This window comes from Streptomyces sp. GESEQ-35 (assembly GCF_017948485.1).
Taxonomy (GTDB): domain Bacteria; phylum Actinomycetota; class Actinomycetes; order Streptomycetales; family Streptomycetaceae; genus Streptomyces.
The window spans coordinates 450,848-468,984 of sequence record NZ_JAFFSX010000003.1; the positions used below are offsets into that span (position 1 = coordinate 450,848).

Genomic DNA, 18,137 nt, shown 5'->3' on the forward strand with positions numbered 1-18,137 from the left:
GCCCCGTCACACGATGAGCAGTTCTACCAACACGTCGACGCACCACACGTCCACGATCGGCTCGATCGGCACCCCGAGCCGGCGCAACACCGAGCTCGCCCTGCTGGTGTTCGCCGTCCTCATCCCGGTCTTCGCCTACGCCAACGTCGGCCTCGCCATCAACGACGAGATCCCGGCCGGCCTGCTCAGCTACGGCCTGGGCCTCGGCCTCCTGGCCGGCGTCGCCCATCTCGTCGTACGCAAGTTCGCGCCGTACGCGGACCCGCTGCTGCTGCCGCTGGCAACCCTGCTGAACGGACTCGGACTTGTCGCCATCTGGCGGCTGGACCAGTCCGCACTGCTGCGGGAGATCGGCGTGGCCGGCGGCAAGGCGACCAACCAGCTGCTGTACACGGCCATGGGCATCGCGCTGTTCGCCGTCGTGATGATCTTCCTCAAGGACCACCGGGTCCTTCAGCGCTACACCTACATCTCCATGGTCGGCGCGCTGATCCTGCTGCTCCTGCCGCTCGTCCCGGGCCTCGGCGCCGAACTCACCTACGGCGCCAAGATCTGGATCCAGGTCGGCAGCTTCACCATCCAGCCCGGTGAGTTCGCCAAGATCGTGCTGGCGGTCTTCTTCGCCGGCTACCTGATGGTCAAGCGCGACGCGCTCGCCCTCGCCAGCCGCCGCTTCATGGGCCTGTACCTGCCGCGCGGCCGCGACCTCGGCCCGATCCTCGTCGTCTGGGCGATGTCGATCCTGATCCTGGTCTTCGAGACCGACCTCGGTACGTCGCTGCTGTTCTTCGGAATGTTCGTCATCATGCTGTACGTCGCCACCGAGCGGACCAGCTGGATCGTCTTCGGTCTGATGATGTCCGCGGTCGGCGCCGTCGGCGTGGCCAGCTTCGAACCGCACGTCCAGCAGCGCGTCGACGCCTGGCTCGACCCGATGCGTGAGTACACGCTCAGCCAGGAAGGCGTCTACGGCCACTCCGAGCAGGCCATGCAGGCGCTGTGGGCGTTCGGCTCCGGCGGCACCCTCGGCACCGGCTGGGGCCAGGGCCACTCCGAGCTCATCCGGTTCGCCGCCAACTCCGACTTCATCCTCGCCACCTTCGGCGAGGAGCTGGGCCTGGCCGGCGTCATGGCGCTGCTGCTGCTGTACGGCCTGATCGTGGAGCGGGGCGTGCGCACCGCCCTCGCCGCCCGCGACCCGTTCGGCAAGCTGCTCGCCATCGGCCTCTCCGGCGCCTTCGCGCTCCAGGTCTTCGTCGTCGCCGGCGGCGTCATGGGCCTGATCCCGCTGACCGGTATGACGATGCCGTTCCTGGCGTACGGCGGTTCCTCCGTCATCGCCAACTGGGCGCTCATCGGCATCCTGATCAGAATCAGCGACACCGCCCGCCGTCCCGCCCCGGCCCCCGCACCCAACCCCGACGCCGAGATGACCCAGGTGGTCCGCCCGTGAACAAGCCCCTGCGCCGGATCGCGATCTTCTGCGGACTGCTGGTCCTCACCTTGCTCATCCGGGACAACTGGCTTCAGTACGCCCAGGCCGACAGCCTGAAGGAAGACCCCAAGAACCGCCGAGTCGCCATCGCCCGGTACGCCACCCCGCGCGGCGACATCATCGTCGACGGCAACCCGATCACCGGGTACAAGGAGACCTCGGGCGACTTCAAGTACAAGCGCACGTACAAGAACGGCGCGATGTGGGCGCCCGTCACCGGCTTCGTCTCTCAGGCCTACGGCGCCAACCAGCTGGAGTCCATCGAGGACGGCATCCTCACCGGCAACGACGACCGGCTCTTCTTCCGCAACACCCTCGACATGATCACCGGCAAGGCGAAGGAGGGCGGCAATGTCGTCACCACCCTCAACGCCGCCGCGCAGAAGGCCGCGTACGACGGCCTGAAGGCCCAGGGCGGCAAGGGCGCCGTCGCCGCCATCGAGCCGTCCACCGGCAAGATCCTGGCGCTGGCCTCCTTCCCGTCGTACGACCCCTCCACGATCGCCGGCGGCAGCACCTCGGACGAAGACGCCTGGAAGAAGCTCCAGAAGAAGGACAACGACGACGACCCGATGCTCAACCGGGCGCTGCGCGAGGTCTACCCGCCGGGCTCCACCTTCAAGGTCGTCACCGCGGCCGCCGCGCTGGAGAACGGCCTGTACACGGACGCGGACTCACCGACCAAGTCGCCGCTGCCGTGGACCATGCCGGAAACCACGACCGAGCTGAAGAACGAGGGCAACATCCCCTGCAAGAACGCCACCCTGCGGGAGGCGCTGCGGGTGTCCTGCAACACCGTCTTCGGCAAGGTCGGATCCGACCTCGGCAACGAGAAGATGCTGGAAGAGGCCAAGAAGTTCGGCTTCACCGAGGAGCAGTTCACGCCGACCCGCTCCAGCGCTTCGGTCTTCTCCGGCGACATGAACCCCTCGCAGACCGCGCTGTCCTCCATCGGCCAGTTCAACACCGCCGCGAGCCCGCTCCAGATGGCCATGGTCGCCTCGGCCGTCGCCAACAACGGCACCCTGATGAAGCCGTACATGGTCGACGAGCTCCAGACGCACAACCTCGACGCCATCGAGAAGACGACCCCCGAGGAGATGAGCAAGCCGCTGTCGGCGAAGAACGCGCAGATCCTCCAGTCGATGATGGAGACCGTCGTCGCCGACGGCACCGGCCAGAACGCGAAGATCGACGGCGTCACCGTGGGCGGCAAGACCGGTACCGCCCAGCACGGCGTCGACAACAGCGAGAACCCGTACGCCTGGTTCCTCTCCTACGCCAAGACCGACGACGGCAGCGCGCCCGTCGCCGTCGCCGTGGTCATCGAAGACGAGAACGCCGTCCGTGACGACATCTCCGGCGGCGGCCTCGCGGCACCCATCGCGAAGAGCGTGATGGAGGCGGTCATCAACAGCAAGAAGTGAGAACCCCGTCACGTCGTCTTCACATCGCCGCACGTTGCGATACCGGTCCTGTATCGGCTGACGGGCTTGGCCAGGTCATACAAAGCGAGCCGGGTACGGTAGGCCCGGACGGCAGCCTCCGAGCCGCACATCAGTGCGGGTCGGGACCGACGGAGAGGGCTGGTAGGTAGCTTATGGAAGAGCCGCGTCGCCTCGGCGGCCGGTACGAGCTGGGCCAGGTGCTCGGCCGCGGTGGCATGGCGGAGGTATACCTCGCCCATGACACCCGCCTCGGCCGCACCGTGGCAGTGAAGACGCTCCGCGCGGACCTCGCGCGCGACCCGTCCTTCCAGGCCCGCTTCCGCCGGGAGGCCCAGTCGGCCGCCTCGCTCAACCACCCCGCGATCGTGGCGGTCTACGACACGGGCGAGGACTACATCGACAACGTGTCGATCCCGTACATCGTCATGGAGTACGTGGACGGCTCGACACTCCGTGAGCTGCTCCACTCCGGCCGCAAGCTGCTGCCGGAGCGTTCCCTGGAGATGACCATCGGGATCCTCCAGGCACTGGAGTACTCCCACCGCAACGGCATCGTCCACCGCGACATCAAGCCGGCCAACGTCATGCTGACGCGCAACGGCCAGGTCAAGGTGATGGACTTCGGCATCGCCCGCGCCATGGGCGACTCCGGCATGACGATGACGCAGACGTCCGCGGTCATCGGCACCGCCCAGTACCTGTCGCCGGAGCAGGCGAAGGGCGAGCAGGTGGACGCGAGGTCGGACCTCTACTCAACAGGCTGCCTGCTGTACGAGCTGCTGACCGTCCGTCCTCCCTTCGTCGGCGACTCCCCGGTCGCGGTCGCGTACCAGCACGTACGGGAAGAGCCCCAGGCCCCGTCGGTCTTCGACCCCGAGATCACGCCCGAGATGGACGCCATCGTCCTGAAGGCGCTGACCAAGGACCCGAACTACCGCTACCAGTCCGCCGACGAGATGCGCGCCGACATCGAGGCCTGCCTCGACGGCCAGCCGGTCGCGGCCACCGCCGCGATGGGTTCCGTCGGCTACGGCGGCTACCCGGACGACCAGCCCACCACCGCCCTGCGCTCCGCCGACGGCGGCGGCGCCGCCACGTCGATGCTTCCGCCCATGAATCCGGACGACGGCGGCTTCGGCTACGACGACCGGCCGGGCCGGCGGCGCCAGAAGAAGTCGAACACCTCGACGATCCTGTTGGTCGTCGCGGGTGTGCTGGTGCTGATCGGTGCGGTGCTGATCGGCAAGTGGGTGGTCGACGGCTCCAGCGGCGCCAGCAACGACACCGTGGCGGTGCCGAACTTCGTGGACCTGACGCTGGCAGACGCCAAGCAGCAGGCCAAGAACGCGGAGCTGACACTCGACCCCACGAACAAGGCGTGCGAGAACACTCCCAAGGGCTCCATCTGCTCACAGAGCCCGGCAGCCCCGACCGAGGTCAAGAAGGGCAGCTCGGTCGAGGTCGTGGTGTCCACGGGGGCGCCGAAGGTGGCGGTGCCGAGCGTCATCGGGCTGACCCTGGACGAGGCCAAGTCGAAACTCGAGGGCGACGACTACCAGTTCACGGTCAAGACGGAGACCCGCGAGGTCTCCTCGGACGATCCTGGCACCGTCCTCGACCAGGACCCGACCTCGGGCAAGGAGGTGGAGAAGGGATCGACGATCACCCTCACCATCGCCAAGGCCGAGGAGAAGGCCACAGTCCCGGACGTCACCGGCCAGACCTGTGACGATGCCAAGGCCCAGATGGAGGCCAACGACCTCACCGGCAACTGCGTCGAGGTGGAGACCGCCGACCCGAACCTGGTCGGCAAGGTCATCAACACCTCGCCGACCGCCGGTTCCTCGGTCGACAAGGACTCCACGGTCCAGATCAACATCGGCAAGGCCCAGGAGCAGCAGACCCAGGTGCCGAACGTCGTCGGAGGGACGGTGGCGCAGGCCCGGCAGACGCTTCAGGGGCAGGGCTTCACCAACATCCAGTTCGCCGACGGCAGCGACCAGAGCGACAACGCGATCGTGACGGCCCAGGACCCCGGCGCGGGCAACCCGGTCGACGACCCCGCCGGCACGACGGTCACCCTCACGACGGTGGGCTTCGGCAACGGCGGCAACGGCAACGGCGGCATCATCGGAGGCAACGACTCCGACTAGGGAAGCGACCCGCACGGAGGACTGCTTCCCCGGCACGCATGGCTGAGCCCCGGTTCCCTGCTCAGGGACCGGGGCTCAGCCATGCCCGAGGACGAGTGACGGCCACCACATCCGGGCCTCATGGGCATGGCTTACTGATCAGTTAATATGCGTCATGATCGCGTTGAACGCGATCTGAACATATGGGGGTAATCATCAAGAAGCGAATCATGGCCGTCCTCGGGGCTGCCTGTGCCTTGACCGTCCTTACGGCGGGAACGGCGAGTGCCGGGACCAACAGCGGCTTCGTCTACACGACGGACTGGGATCCCGGTGGCAAGGGGGCCTTCGGTCATGACGGGGACTGCCTGACCGTCTACGACGACCAGAGTGACGGCTACGCCGTCGAGATCCACCTCTTCCGGATGAGCGACTACAGGACGATCGCCGAACTGAGGACGACGCAGCCCGCCCAGTCGCACGAGTACAAGTGCTTCGGGAGCCAGGTGCCCGAGAACACCAAGGTCGGCGTGCGCGTCTCACTCATCAAGAGCGGCGACAAGTTCAGCGGTTTCAAGTACGACCTCACCACCTGAGCCGTCGGCGGTAGCGACAAAGCGAAGAGGACTTGCCCGCGCGACCTGCGGGCAAGTCCTCTTCGGCTTGTCCGCTACCGCAGCTCCTCCGGCAGCGTCCGCTCCCCGTCCACCTTCTCCACCCGCTCCAACTCCCCCCACACCACGTACCGATACCGGGACGTGTACACCGGCGTGCACGTCGTCAGGGTGATGTACTTGCCGGCCTTGTTCTTGCCGGATTCCTTGGGGACGGGGCCGAGGACCTTGACGTTGTACTTCGAGGTCTCGGGAAGGACGGCGTAGACCTTGTAGACGTACCACTTGTCCTTGGTCTCGAAGACGATCGGGTCGCCCTTCTCGATCTTGTCGATCTTGTGGAACTTGGCGCCGTGGCCGTCGCGGTGCGCGGCGAGGCTGAAGTTGCCGTTCTTGCCGCTGGTCGGGAGCGCGGACTTGACGGGGTCGGTGTAGTAGCCGGCGACACCGTCGTTGAGGATCTTCGACGAGGTGCCCTTCTCGACCAGGATCTCGCCCTTGCTCATCGCGGGGACGTGCAGGAAGCCGATGCCGTTCTTGCTGTCGAACGTGGCGGGGCGGGAGTCGTCCTGAGCCCAGGTGTCACGGACCTTGTCGGCCTGCTTGCCGGCCTCCCGGTCCGCGACGACGTTCGTCCACCACAGCGAGTAGACGACGAACAGGCCGAGCACCAGGCCCGCCGTGATGAGGAGTTCGCCGAAGACACTGACCGCCATCGCGATCCGCCCGGGGCCGCGGCGGCGCGGCGCGGACGCCGATCCGGGCGCGTGGGTGCGCTCTGCGTGCTCGGTGTCGTCAGTGGTCGCTGCCACGTTCATCCGCCCTTACGAGACGAGCGCATCCGGCTTCCCCTTGCTGCGCGGCCGTTCCTCGACCATCTTGCCCCAGACGATCATCCGGTACTTACTGGTGAACTCCGGCGTACAGGTCGTCAGCGTGATGTAGCGGCCGGGACCGGTGAAACCGCCGGCCTTGGGCACGGGATCGAGCACGCTCACATTGCTGGGCGAGGTCACCGGCAGGATCGACGCCATCTTGTAGACGTAGTACGTGTCCTGGGTCTCCACGACGATCGGATCGCCCGGCTGGAGCTTGTTGATGTACCGGAACGGCTCGCCATGCGTGTTGCGATGCCCCGCGAGCCCGAAGTTGCCGGTCTTCGCGCTGGGCATCGCCGTCTTCAGCTCGCCCTCGCCGTAATGGCCGACCATCCCCTTGTCGAGCACCTTCTTGTTGCTGATGCCCTCCGCTATCGGCACCACCACGTCCAGCTTGGGGATGTACAGGAGGGCGAAACCCTGCCCCGGCTCGAAGGTCCCCGGGGCTCGCTTGCCGCTCGCCCAGTCCTGCTGGAGGTTGCTCGCCGCCTTCCCGGCCTGCGCGTGCGCCCGGACGTTCGTCCACCACAGCTGGTAGGTGACGAACAGCAGCATTAGCACACCGGTGGTGATGAACACCTCGCCGATCGCCCGGCTGGCCACGACTCCGGCGCCCGGCTTGTTCGCGCGCGCCCGCCGACGGGCCTCCACACGCGACAGCGGCCGGTCGTCCTCCGCCTCGGCCGACGGAGACTCCTCCCGTGCACCGCCATGCCGCCCGTGACGGCCCTTGGCGGCCTTTCTGCGGGCCGCTCGCCCACCCGGGGCGGGGTGGGGAGCGGACGCGGCGGAAGAGGCGCCAGAAGCCGATATGGACTCGCCGCCGGCCATGGGGGGCGGATCAGGTATCCGCAGGGCGACGGTCTCCTCGTCGGCGGGAGGCAGGAAGGACTCACCGCCGGACGGTATGGAGGGGTCGTCGACGGGGGGCTGATACGAGGGTGCGTACGGCTCCTGCGCGGCGTAGGCCTGCGTTTCCGCCACCCCGTACGCCTGCGTTCCCTGGCCGTACTCCTCCGGCACCGCTTGGCCGTAGGCCTCCGGCACTCCTTGGCCGTAGGCCTCTTGCATGCCTTGGCCGTACGGCTCCTGCACGCCTTGGCCGTACGTCCCCTGCGTCCCCTGCCAGTCCTCGAACGCACCCGGCGCCCCGTACGGCTGCTCGCCGTACGAGGTCCCCTGGTCGCCGGCGTTGCCGTAGGCGGCCGCGCCGGACTCGCGCTCGGGGCGCAGGGCGGTCACGCCGTGGCCCTGCCCACCACCGGGGCGAGCCCCGCCGACCTCGCCACGGCACCCTGGTCGCCACACTCCACCAGCCAGTTGGCCAGCATCCGGTGACCGTGCTCGGTCAGCACCGATTCGGGGTGGAACTGCACACCCTCGACCGGGAGTTCGCGGTGGCGCAGACCCATGATGATGCCGTCGTGCGTACGGGCCGTGACCTCCAGCTCGGCCGGGACCGTCCCCGGCTCCGCAGCCAGGGAGTGGTAGCGCGTCGCCGTGAAGGGCGTCGGCAGACCCGCGAAGACGCCCTCGCCCTGGTGCTCGACCAGCGAGGTCTTGCCGTGCAGCAGCTCGGGCGCACGATCCACGACACCGCCGTACGCCACCTGCATCGACTGCATGCCCAGGCACACGCCGAAGACGGGCACCCCGGTGGCGGCGCAGTGCCGGACCATGTCCACACAGACCCCGGCCTCCTCCGGTGTACCGGGGCCCGGTGACAGCAGCACTCCGTCGAAACCGTCCTGGGCGTGCGCCGTCGACACCTCGTCGTTGCGCAGCACCTCGCACTCGGCGCCCAGCTGGTACAGGTACTGGACCAGGTTGAAGACGAAGCTGTCGTAGTTGTCGACGACGAGAATCCGCGCGCTCACTGGTTGTCCACCGTCACATCGTTGAAGGGAAGCAGCGGTTCGGCCCACGGGAAGACGTACTGGAAGAGGACGTAGACCATGGCAACGATGAGCATGAGCGAGAGCAGCGCCCTCACCCACGCGTTCCCCGGCAGATGCCGCCAGATCCAGCCGTACATGCCGTCCCTTCCGTCGCACCACGGCACCAGACTCACGCCGTACCCGCACCAGACTAACGGCGCAGGGCATCTGGTTTCCCGGCCTCCACAGGCTGCGTGGAGTCGAGATGCGCCCAGACGATCAGCCGGTGGCTGTGCCCCCACTCCGGATCGCAGGTGGTCAGCGTGAGATAGCGGCCCGCACGTGTGTACCCCGAATTACGTGGCACAGGGTCGATCACCTCAACGTCGGTGGGCACGGTTTTGTAGGGCCCTTTGTCGACCCTGTACGTGAACCAGGTCGTCCCGTCCGTCAGCACCACCGCATCGCCGCGCCTCAGCTCGGGAAAGTCCTTGAACGGGTCCCCGTACGTGCGCCGATGGCCCGCGACCGAGAAGTTGCCCTTCTGACCGAGCTGGGCGGTGCGCGCGTAGTGGCCGAGGCCCTTCTTGAGGGTGCCGGTGGCGGTCCCCTCGAGCACGGGCTTGTTCCACGTGAAACCAAGACGCGGGATGTACATGACCGCGAAGGGCTTGCCGCTCTCGTACGCCGCCGGCCGCGCGGGAGCGGCCGGCGCAGCGGAAGGACCGGGGGTCGCCGTCGGTGTGGGCTGCACAGCACCGCGCGCCCACTGCTCCTCGAGCTGGTCGATCTGGTCGGCCATGACATGGTCGGCCTTCACACCGGTCCAGAACAGCACATAGACGACGAACAGGACGATCAACGTACCTACGGTGATACAGAGTTCGCTGACGGTCCTGACGACGACGCGCACCGGCAGCTCCTGAACGGACTCTCACTCCACGGGCTGGGCGTACTGCAGATCCACTGTGCCCGAGTAGCCGGGCAGAGTCACCGTCCCGTCCTCCTCGACTTTCCAGCCGAGCCCGTAGACGTTGACGTACACCATGTAGTTCTGGATCGCAGGGCTCTCGACAAGCGCCTTCTGTAGCTTCTCCGGGTCCCCGACTGCCGTGATCTTGTACGGCGGTGAGTAGACGCGGCCCTGAAGGATCAGGGTGTTGCCCACACAGCGCACGGCACTGGTCGAGATCAGCCGCTGGTCCATGACCTTGATGCCCTCGGCGCCGCCCTGCCAGAGCGCGTTCACCACGGCCTGGAGGTCCTGCTGATGGATGACCAGGTAGTCGGGCTGCGGCTCGGGATAGCCGGGGAGCTTGGCGGTGGCATCCGGCGGGGCGTCGTTGAGGGTGACGGTGATCGCCTCGCCCTTGAGCTTCTGCGTGCCCGCGCCCTTCTCCAGGCCCGCCAGCTTCTCGTCCTCGGCCTTGCTGCTGCCGTCGTCCCGCTCGGCGAGCGCATCGATGTCATCACGAAGACCCGCGTTGGACTCGTCGAGCCGGCCGTTGTTGTGGCTGCGCTCCTGAATGAGGTCGGACAACTTGAGCAAGGAGTCGTCCGTGCGGATATTGGTGCCTTTGGCAGTATTGAAGCTGGTGAAGAAAATGAGTCCCGCGAGGGCGAAGACACCCGCCGTGAGCACCCGCACAGGCCGGAAACGGCGTCCGCGGGCAGGACTGGACCCCGTACCGGGAGAGTCGGCAGAATTGCTCAACGTACCCTTATCTCCTTCGGCGCCGCGGAAGCACTACGCTAACGGACGCCCGGGGGAGCGCTAAGAGTCCCCTTGTACGCTGCCCCGGAGCCCGCCCCAGTTCCCTGCGCGGCCACGCAGCGCATCGACAGGAGAGACCCTCGTGCCGAAGTCACGTATCCGCAAGAAGGCCGACTACACGCCGCCGCCGGCGAAGCAGGCGACCGCGATCAAGCTCACCAGCCGCACCTGGGTCGCGCCGGTCATGCTGGCCATGTTCCTCATCGGCCTGGCATGGATCGTCGTCTTCTACGTCACCGACGGCTCACTGCCCATCGACGGTCTCGACAACTGGAACATCGTCGTGGGCTTCGGCTTCATCGCCGCCGGTTTCGGCGTCTCGACGCAGTGGAAGTAGCGGCCACCGGCCGGTGAACACAGCTCTGCCCAGGGCTATCCGCTGAGTTATCCACAACTTGCAAAGATTTCCACACCCCGCCTGGGGATAAAGAACGACGATCTGTGGATAACCCACCGAGTGTTGACGCCGGTACGACAGTCGCACGACAGATTCGGAAACACGTTCGTCCCCTGCCTGACCTGCGGAAACACAGGTCCATGGCAGGGGGCACAACTGTTCCCACACAGCGTGCACAAGATCCGCCACACGCTGTGGACAATGCTGGGGATCAAGTGAGCTGGGCGGTCCTCAAGAGAGTCACACCGACGATCACGGCCAGGAACAGCACACAGCTGCCGTACTGGACGAGGTTCCGCCGCTCGCGCGGGGCGTGGACCATGGCGTAGCCGATGACGAGTCCGCCGACGAGTCCGCCGATGTGGGCCTGCCAGGCGATGTTGCTCCACCCGAAGGTGAAGATCAGGTTGATCACCAGGAGGGCGATGATCGGCCGCATGTCGTAGTTCAGGCGGCGTACGAGGACGGCGGTGGCGCCGAAGAGGCCGAAGATGGCGCCGGAGGCGCCGAGCGAGGCCGTGGTCGGGGACTCGATCAGATAGGTCAGGGCGCCGCCCGCCAGCCCGGAGACCAGGTAGAGGGCGATATAGCGGGCCCGGCCCAGGGCGGCTTCGAGGGGGCCGCCGAGCCACCACAGGCTGAGCATGTTGAAGGCGATGTGCCAGGGGGCCTCGTGTGTGAACATCGCCGTGAACATGCGGTACCACTCGCCCTCGGCGACGCCTTCGGTGGGTACGAAGGGGGCCGGGGGCCATTCGCCGATGAGATACAGGTCGTTCAGGAGCGACGACGATGACCGGACCGCGATGAAGACCGCGATGTTGATCCCGATCAGGATCTTGGTGATCAGTCGCGGGTCGGCGGTGACGGTGCCGCCTGCGATGGTGCGGGGCCGGGCTGCGGTGGGTGAGACGCCGGTGCCGGCGGCGCCACGGACGCATTCGGGGCACTGGAAGCCGACGGAGGCGCTGACCATGCACTCGGGGCAGATGGGGCGCTCGCAGCGGGTGCAGCGCACGCCGGTCTCGCGGCCCGGGTGCCGGTAGCAGACGGGTGCGCTCTGTGCGGGCTGAGGGCCCTGGTCGTCCGGGCCCTGCGGGCTGCCTGGCGCCTGGTCCATGGGATCCCCTCGGTCGTCGTGCTCATAAGAACCGCCCCGCCCATCCTTACGGATGAGCGGGGCGTTTGGTTCCCTGCGGGGCGCTTCGGGCATCCGCCCCTCGAGGGCTCAGCCCTCGCGGGTCTCGACGACGACCGACTCGATGACGACGTCGTTGACCGGGCGGTCGGTGCGCGGGTTGGTCTGGGCGGTCGCGATGGCGTCGATGACCTTCTGGCTCGCCGCGTCCGTGACCTCACCGAAGATGGTGTGCTTGCGGTTCAGCCAGGTCGTCGGGGCGACGGTGAAGAAGAACTGCGAGCCGTTGGTGCCCGGACCGGCGTTGGCCATGGCCAGCAGGTAGGGCTTGTCGAAGGAGAGGTCCGGGTGGAACTCGTCCTCGAACTGGTAGCCGGGACCCCCGGTGCCATTGCCCAGCGGGTCACCGCCCTGGATCATGAAGCCGCTGATCACCCGGTGGAAGACCGTGCCGTCGTAGAGCTTGTTGGTGGACCGCTCGCCAGTGGTCGGGTTGGTCCATTCACGCTCGCCGTTGGCGAGCTCGACAAAGTTCCGGACCGTCTTGGGCGTGTGGTTCGGCAGGAGCCGGACTTCGATGTCGCCGCTGTTGGTCTTCAGGGTGGCGTAAAGCTGCTCAGCCACGATCTGCCTTCCGTTGTCTTCCTGTGACCCCCTGATCCTCGCACGGTCCACGCCCTACGTCGCCCGCCGCCCTGTTCCGCACCGGTTTGCCTGCGTGTCGCTTGGGAGAAATCCGGGCGAGTGGCCCCGGGGCGGGGGCGCGGAGCAGCGATCCGTGGCATTGTCGACGACAAGCTCCTGTTGCCCCGTATTCATCCGCTATTGCACTTGATCCATGACCCGGATGCCCGCTCTCACATGCCTCGGGGTGCACCTGGAGGCATGATCCGTAAAAGGGTGGATAGCCGAAATACCGTACGCCACCGAGGAGGAGGATCCCGTGACCCGCATCGACAGCGTGCGCGCCGCGACCGGCTCGGCGAAGGACAGCGTGCTGCACGCCGCGGAAGTGGTGGCGCCCTACGCCGACACGGCCAAGGACAGGGCCACGCACTATGCGCACGAGGCACGCGTACGGCTTGCGCCGAAGGTGTCGCTGGCCGCCGAGCAGGCCCGCACCCAGTACGGCGTGTATGTCGTGCCGCGCCTGGAGCAGGCCCGTACACATGTACCGCCGAAGGTCGACCAGGCCGCCCATGAGGCTGCCGTCCGTACTCGCAAGGCTGCCAGGCAGGCCGCCGACTACTCCAAGCCGCGGATCGAGCAGGCGGTGGCCGCGGCAGGGCCCGCCAAGGACGAGGCCACCGCTCGGAGCGCCGCCGCGCTGGCCGCGCTGCGCAGCCATGTCTCGGCCGAGGACATCCAGAAGCTGGACCGCAGGCACGAGCGGCGGGCGCGAGCCGGTCGGCTGGCCAAGGCACTGGCAGTTCTGGGTGTGCTGGCGGGTGGCGCCTTCGCCGCCTGGAAGTGGTGGGACAAGCAGGCCAACCCCGACTGGCTGGTCGAGCCGCCCGCCGCGACGGAGGTGTCCGAGGGTGGCAGGCTCACGTCGGTGGACGGCACGGGTCAGGCCGTGCTCGATCCCGAGGTGCAGGCCAAGGAGGCCGAGGAGGAAGCCGCCAAGCGCGACGAGGGTCGGTGAGCGTTCCGGCAGATCGCGTCAATTGTGCGGTGGGGCGGGAGACTTGAGGGTCTCCCGCCCCACCGCGATGTTTCACGTGGAACAGTCGTGCCTTGTCCAGCCGGGCACGTGTTTACGCGCTCCGCTCACGATGACGTTTGCAACGGTCCAGTTGTGCAGGTTCCGCACAGACTTCCTTAACGGAACGCATTCCCCTGGTTACCCGCATCCGTTCACGCCAGCTCACACACCGCACGCAGGTCGGAGCGCCCCACTCGCACCACGTCGGACACGGGCGTGACCATCCCGCCGCCTCCACTCGCTGCGCCTGTTTGCGCAAATATCTGCAACGCCGCCGGGCCTGTATCGCGTGACGCACGTCACCCCTGAAATCCAGCCCAACGAAAAGACCGGCCAGGAGCCACTAAGGCACCTGACCGGTCCGAGGTGTGGAGCCTAGGGGAGTCGAACCCCTGACATCTGCCATGCAAAGACAGCGCTCTACCAACTGAGCTAAGGCCCCGGAAGACAGGCGTCCGACCGGAAGAACCGCATACCGGCGGGCGCCGCAGACCAGAGTACCGGGTCGCCCCCCGTATCTCGCAAAACGATTGGGGGTCCCGATGGACGGCCACTCTCCGTAAGATGCTCGGCGTGGTTCGCGACAGCGAACCGCCGTTTTGGGGAAAGCGATGGGGAGACGCAATGGACGCCGCACAGCAGGAAGCCACCGCAAGAGCGCGGGAACTGCAGCGGAACTGGTATGGGGAGCCGCTGGGGGCGCTCTTCCGTAAGCTGATAGACGATCTTGGCCTCAACCAGGCTCGTCTCGCGGGGGTACTGGGCCTGTCCGCACCAATGCTGTCGCAGCTGATGAGCGGCCAGCGGGCGAAGATCGGCAATCCCGCCGTGGTCCAGCGGGTGCAGTTGTTGCAGGACCTGGCCGGGCAGGTCGCGGACGGCAGCGTGAGTGCGGCCGAGGCGACTGAACGCATGGAAGAGATCAAGAAGTCGCAGGGGGGCTCGGTGCTCAGTAACACCACGACCACAACCAGCAGTTCGGGAGCGCCGACGGTCAAGCGCGTGGTCCGCGAGATCCAGTCGCTGCTGCGCTCGGTGGCGGCGGCGGGAGACATCATCGAGGCGGCGGACACCCTCGCCCCGACCCACCCGGAACTGGCAGAGTTCCTCCGGGTGTACGGCGCGGGCCGCACCTCCGACGCAGTCGCGCACTACCAGTCCCACCAGAGCTGAACGGCGGGCCCGGTCACCGAAGGGGGTTCGGCAGCCGGGTCGACGGCCGAGGAGAAGCGCCAGGGTCAGCGGAGCACGGGGGCCGCGGGCTACGGGGGCTGGTGGGGTACGGGGGCCACAGGCTTGCGGGACCGCAGGCTTACGGGGGTATCGCTCATCCAACTGAGGGCGGCAGGAGTCGTATTGCTCGTCGAGGGGGAAGCAAGGGGGACAGCCGAAGGGGGAGGAGCGACGCACAGCCATGGGTGAGGTCTTCGCTGGCCGGTATGAACTGGCCGACCCGATCGGACGCGGCGGTGTGGGCGCCGTGTGGCGCGCCTGGGACCACCGCAGGCGCCGCTATGTCGCCGCCAAGGTGCTTCAGCAGAGCGACGCGCACTCGCTGCTGCGCTTTGTGCGGGAGCAGGCGCTGCGGATCGATCACCCCCATGTGCTCGCGCCCGCCAGCTGGGCCGCCGACGACGACAAGGTCCTGTTCACCATGGATCTGGTCGCCGGCGGCTCGCTGGTCCATCTGATCGGGGACTACGGCCCCCTGCCGGCGCCGTTCGTCTGCACTCTGCTCGACCAGCTCCTCTCGGGGCTGGCCGCGGTGCATGCGGAAGGCGTCGTGCACCGCGACATCAAGCCCGCGAACGTGCTGCTGGAGGCCACCGGCACGGGTCGGCCGCGGCTGCGGCTGTCGGACTTCGGCATCGCCATGCGCCTGGGCGAGCCGCGGCTGACGGAGACCAATCTCGTGGTGGGAACGCCCGGTTATCTGGCGCCCGAGCAGATGATGGGCGCGGAACCGGACTTCCCCGCAGACCTGTTCGCCGTCGGGCTGGTGGCGCTGTATCTGCTGGAGGGCGCCAAGCCGGACGCCAAGGCACTCATCCAGTACTTCGCTGAGCACGGGACGCCTGGGGCGCCCACGGGCATTCCCGAGCCGCTGTGGCAGGTCGTGGCCACGCTGCTGCAACCGGATCCGCAGGCACGGTTCCGCACGGCCACGGGCGCGCGCAAGGCGCTCGCCTCGGCCGCGGAGCTCCTCCCGGAGGGCGGCCCCGACGACGAGCTGATCGAGATCTTCGACCAACTCGGCCCGCTTCCCCCGGGGTTCGTCCCCGACGGACCGCTCAAGCCCGCACCGGGAGTGGATCCGCTCAGGGGCGGGCGCGGGCCGACCGCCGGGCGAGGCGAAGGGGATGCGTCGGGCACGGGTTCCGTACCGAACGACTCCGGCACAGGGCATGTGTCGGCCGGCTCCGCCCCGGGGTACATGACGGCCGACCCTGCGGGGCACGGACCGGCCGGCTCCGGTGCGGGGCACATACCGGCTGGCTCCGGTGCGGGTTCCCGACCGAACGGCTCCGGCATGGGCTCTGTACCGACCGGTCCGGGTGCCGTCGTCGTACCGGCTGATCTGCGGCAGGAGACCGATCCACGGCAGCCGGGCACTCCGGGGCAGGGCACCGATCCCCGACTGCCAACGGGCTCGCAGCCGCCGAGCATGTCGGACACCGGCAGCTTCCACCTGCCGCCCCCTCAGGCCACCGACTCCTCTCGTCGGACGCCGCCCGCGGACGCCCAGGCCCAGGCACAGCCCCCAGCCCAGGCTCAGCACCATCGGCATCCAGAGCCCCAGCCATACGAGGGCAGCCAACCAAGCCCTGCCCCCTTGTCCCCCTACTCGCCTTACGACCCCACGCATGTCCTGTCCTCCCCCCAGCCGCACACACCGCGCCACTCCACTCAGGCCCTGACACCGGTGTCGCACCCTCGCGCTGATGCCTCTACTGCTTCGTACACCGCTCAAGACCCGCAGGTTCCACCTTCCGCGCAGGCAATTTCGCAGCCACGCCACCGTGCGGCCCGCCGGCCCCGCCGCCCCGGCCCACCGGCGAAGGTGGCCGTCCCGCTGCTGCTGCTCGCCCTGGCCTGCTACGCGGTGGGGTTCTGGGCGCTGACGCGCCTCTGAGCTCAGCCCGCAAGAACCCGAAGTCACCCATGTCGGGAGGGACCCGAAGTCACCCCGGCCTCGGCCCTACCAGGCCCCGACCCGCCTCCGCGCCACGAGCGTCCACACACCGAGCACCGCCAACAGCACCGTGCCCGCGCCGATCCCGCCCACGGCGACCACCGCCATCGTGGCGTCGCCGCTCCCGGACCTGTCGGAGCCGCCCTCGTTCGTGGCTTCCCGGTCCTGAGCCGTGAGCTCGAAGAGGTTCGGCGGCTGGGCTGATCCCGCGTAACCGGGCCCCGCCTCTGCCGCGCCGCTGACCCGTGTCCGCAGCGTCAGTTCGAAGGGCCCGTCGCCGAACCGTTCGCCCACCTGCTCAGCGAGATGGAGGACGAGGTAGTACGAGCCGGCGAATCGCATTCCGTTGACCTGGTCGGAATGGTCGTACCGGTTGGCGTACGCGGCCGGCGGCAGCGGATCGAGTGTCCCCGACTTCTGGCTGCCGTTGTAGCTGACGCTGACGTCGTCGACGCGGGCGCGCACGGGGTTGTAGAGGGACATGTCCAGGGCGACGGCCACCAGGCCGCCGTCGCCGCTCGAACTGCCCAACTCGGCGGTGGCGTAGAGCTGCTGTCCCCAGTCGACCGGCACCTTGTAGAAGACGGTCTGCCCGGGCCGCAGGTCGTCGCGCCAGACGCCTTGCCCGAGGGTTGTCGCCCGAGTGAAGCCGCCGCCGCCCTCACGGTGCTCGGCCTCGCTGAGCAGGGGGGTGGGCGAGGCGGAGTTCCAGTCCTCGGGTGCCTCGGTCTCAGCGGTCTGCCTCAGCCGCGGCTCGGAGACGGGGGCGAGCTCCAGGTCCCAGGCGCCGGGTGAGGAGTCGCTTCGGTCGGCGCGCTCGACGAGCAGGTAATAGGTGCCCGTGCCCTGGCAGGAGGAGCCGGTCGCGTGGGTCTCACGTGCTCCCCAGGCGGCGATCGGGTGCGGGCTGCGGCTCCCGAAGCCGACCGTCTCATACGAACAGGGGCGGCTGTTGGCGTCCCGCAGCGTCACCCTGAGGTTGTCGGTGGGGGCCACCGTGGTGCCTGCGCGTGGGACTGCGGTCACGGAGACGTAGACGTTCGACGTGGCGTCGAGTTCGAGGCGGTAGTAGAGCTTGCCGTCCTGTGGGAGGGAGCTGCGGTACGTAGTGCCCACGTCCAGCCGGTCGGCGCCCGTGGTGCCGGTCGCCCCGTCGACGGACCGGGCATCCTCATCGAAGGAGTACGGGCCAGGCGCCTCGAAGGCGTACGAGCCGGGTGTCACCCCGGCGAAGGCGGCATCACCCGGCAGGACTGTCGCCGCGCCCAGGACCGCTGCCACGACAGCCACGCGCGCGTGCCGCGACGGACGATGGCCGTGCCACCCCCTCGCACGCCACCACGCCGTACAGCGCCGCCCCATCACGCGCCACCCCTCGTCGTCGCCGGACCGGGACCGTGGCCCATCCTGCCCCGATCGGGGGTATGTCATCCGCGCAATCCGTACGAGCGGCCGAAACACCCGCCTCAAAGGCATCCCCTGACAC

Annotated in this window: 17 protein-coding genes and 1 tRNA gene; 8 read left to right on the plus strand and 10 right to left on the minus strand. The window is 68.2% G+C overall.

Going from position 1 to position 18,137, the window contains the following annotated elements:
• Positions 1 to 13 precede the first annotated feature (13 nt).
• From KCH87_RS09085 to KCH87_RS09100, 4 genes are all read left to right on the plus strand, one after another.
• Positions 14 to 1,453 (plus strand): FtsW/RodA/SpoVE family cell cycle protein, encoded by a 1,440-nt coding sequence (locus KCH87_RS09085; protein ID WP_210585410.1) that lies wholly within the window; start codon positions 14 to 16, stop codon positions 1,451 to 1,453.
• Entirely contained in the window at positions 1,450 to 2,922 is a 1,473-nt protein-coding gene (locus KCH87_RS09090) for a penicillin-binding protein 2 (RefSeq protein WP_210585411.1), read from the plus strand. Before KCH87_RS09085 ends, KCH87_RS09090 begins: the two co-directional genes overlap by 4 nt.
• A gap of 173 nt (positions 2,923 to 3,095) precedes the next feature.
• A complete protein-coding gene (gene pknB, locus KCH87_RS09095) occupies positions 3,096 to 5,096 on the plus strand; it encodes a Stk1 family PASTA domain-containing Ser/Thr kinase (RefSeq protein ID WP_210585412.1) in 2,001 nt (666 codons plus the stop codon).
• A gap of 209 nt (positions 5,097 to 5,305) precedes the next feature.
• Positions 5,306 to 5,671, plus strand: coding sequence for a hypothetical protein (locus tag KCH87_RS09100; protein WP_210585413.1), 366 nt, complete (start codon positions 5,306 to 5,308; stop codon positions 5,669 to 5,671).
• Positions 5,672 to 5,745: 74 nt separating this feature from the next.
• On the opposite strand, the gene KCH87_RS09105 is transcribed toward KCH87_RS09100, so the two are convergent.
• Genes KCH87_RS09105 through KCH87_RS09130 form a run of 6 tightly spaced genes read right to left on the minus strand, consistent with a single transcriptional unit; the run spans position 5,746 to position 10,158 of the window.
• Positions 5,746 to 6,507: a class E sortase gene (locus KCH87_RS09105; protein ID WP_210585414.1), complete on the minus strand. Its 762-nt coding sequence runs from the start codon at positions 6,505 to 6,507 to the stop codon at positions 5,746 to 5,748.
• A 6-nt stretch (positions 6,508 to 6,513) separates the two neighbouring features.
• The gene (locus tag KCH87_RS09110) at positions 6,514 to 7,809 is read right to left on the minus strand and encodes a class E sortase (RefSeq protein WP_210585415.1); all 1,296 of its coding nucleotides are present in this window, start codon (positions 7,807 to 7,809) and stop codon (positions 6,514 to 6,516) included.
• Positions 7,806 to 8,444, minus strand: coding sequence for an aminodeoxychorismate/anthranilate synthase component II (locus KCH87_RS09115; RefSeq protein ID WP_210585416.1), 639 nt, complete (start codon positions 8,442 to 8,444; stop codon positions 7,806 to 7,808). Before KCH87_RS09115 ends, KCH87_RS09110 begins: the two co-directional genes overlap by 4 nt.
• Complete coding sequence (locus KCH87_RS09120; protein ID WP_210585491.1) at positions 8,441 to 8,638, minus strand: hypothetical protein; 198 nt, start codon at positions 8,636 to 8,638, stop codon at positions 8,441 to 8,443. The genes KCH87_RS09115 and KCH87_RS09120 overlap by 4 nt, the downstream gene beginning before the upstream one ends.
• A gap of 17 nt (positions 8,639 to 8,655) precedes the next feature.
• On the minus strand, positions 8,656 to 9,357 hold the full coding sequence (locus tag KCH87_RS09125; RefSeq protein WP_210585417.1) for a class E sortase: 702 nt from the start codon (positions 9,355 to 9,357) through the stop codon (positions 8,656 to 8,658).
• 21 nt (positions 9,358 to 9,378) lie between these two features.
• Complete coding sequence (locus tag KCH87_RS09130; protein ID WP_210585418.1) at positions 9,379 to 10,158, minus strand: DUF881 domain-containing protein; 780 nt, start codon at positions 10,156 to 10,158, stop codon at positions 9,379 to 9,381.
• Between the two features lie 142 nt (positions 10,159 to 10,300).
• Between KCH87_RS09130 and crgA the strand changes: the two genes are divergently transcribed.
• Positions 10,301 to 10,555, plus strand: a complete 255-nt coding sequence (gene crgA, locus KCH87_RS09135; RefSeq protein WP_210585419.1) for a cell division protein CrgA — start codon at positions 10,301 to 10,303, stop codon at positions 10,553 to 10,555.
• Positions 10,556 to 10,826: 271 nt separating this feature from the next.
• Here crgA and KCH87_RS09140 read toward each other — a convergent pair whose 3' ends face one another.
• Both KCH87_RS09140 and KCH87_RS09145 read right to left on the minus strand, forming a co-directional pair.
• Complete coding sequence (locus tag KCH87_RS09140) at positions 10,827 to 11,735, minus strand: rhomboid family intramembrane serine protease (RefSeq protein ID WP_210585420.1); 909 nt, start codon at positions 11,733 to 11,735, stop codon at positions 10,827 to 10,829.
• A gap of 108 nt (positions 11,736 to 11,843) precedes the next feature.
• Positions 11,844 to 12,377, minus strand: coding sequence for a peptidylprolyl isomerase (locus KCH87_RS09145; protein WP_210585421.1), 534 nt, complete (start codon positions 12,375 to 12,377; stop codon positions 11,844 to 11,846).
• A 319-nt stretch (positions 12,378 to 12,696) separates the two neighbouring features.
• Here KCH87_RS09145 and KCH87_RS09150 point away from each other — a divergent pair, with 319 nt between their 5' ends.
• Entirely contained in the window at positions 12,697 to 13,398 is a 702-nt protein-coding gene (locus KCH87_RS09150; RefSeq protein WP_210585422.1) for a DUF5324 family protein, read from the plus strand.
• Positions 13,399 to 13,827: 429 nt separating this feature from the next.
• Here KCH87_RS09150 and KCH87_RS09155 read toward each other — a convergent pair.
• Positions 13,828 to 13,900, minus strand: a tRNA-Ala gene (locus tag KCH87_RS09155).
• Positions 13,901 to 14,082: 182 nt separating this feature from the next.
• On the opposite strand from KCH87_RS09155, the gene KCH87_RS09160 reads away from it, so the two are divergent.
• Positions 14,083 to 14,631, plus strand: coding sequence for a DNA-binding protein (locus KCH87_RS09160; RefSeq protein ID WP_210573411.1), 549 nt, complete (start codon positions 14,083 to 14,085; stop codon positions 14,629 to 14,631).
• A 241-nt stretch (positions 14,632 to 14,872) separates the two neighbouring features.
• Entirely contained in the window at positions 14,873 to 16,591 is a 1,719-nt protein-coding gene (locus tag KCH87_RS09165) for a serine/threonine-protein kinase (protein WP_210585423.1), read from the plus strand.
• Positions 16,592 to 16,657: 66 nt separating this feature from the next.
• Here the strand turns inward: KCH87_RS09165 and KCH87_RS09170 are convergent, their stop codons facing one another.
• The gene (locus KCH87_RS09170) at positions 16,658 to 17,941 is read right to left on the minus strand and encodes a hypothetical protein (protein ID WP_308298790.1); all 1,284 of its coding nucleotides are present in this window, start codon (positions 17,939 to 17,941) and stop codon (positions 16,658 to 16,660) included.
• Between the last annotated feature and the right edge of the window lie 196 nt (positions 17,942 to 18,137).

Bases quoted from the DNA above. Each gene is read 5' to 3' on its own strand.
- KCH87_RS09160 (WP_210573411.1), top strand. From the start codon at position 14,083: ATGGACGCCGCACAGCAGGAAGCCACCGCAAGAGCGCGGGAACTGCAG.
- KCH87_RS09140 (WP_210585420.1), bottom strand. From the start codon at position 11,735: ATGGACCAGGCGCCAGGCAGCCCGCAGGGCCCGGACGACCAGGGCCCT.
- KCH87_RS09165 (WP_210585423.1), top strand. From the start codon at position 14,873: ATGGGTGAGGTCTTCGCTGGCCGGTATGAACTGGCCGACCCGATCGGA.
- KCH87_RS09105 (WP_210585414.1), bottom strand. From the start codon at position 6,507: ATGAACGTGGCAGCGACCACTGACGACACCGAGCACGCAGAGCGCACC.
- pknB (WP_210585412.1), top strand. From the start codon at position 3,096: ATGGAAGAGCCGCGTCGCCTCGGCGGCCGGTACGAGCTGGGCCAGGTG.
- KCH87_RS09100 (WP_210585413.1), top strand. From the start codon at position 5,306: ATGGCCGTCCTCGGGGCTGCCTGTGCCTTGACCGTCCTTACGGCGGGA.
- KCH87_RS09085 (WP_210585410.1), top strand. From the start codon at position 14: ATGAGCAGTTCTACCAACACGTCGACGCACCACACGTCCACGATCGGC.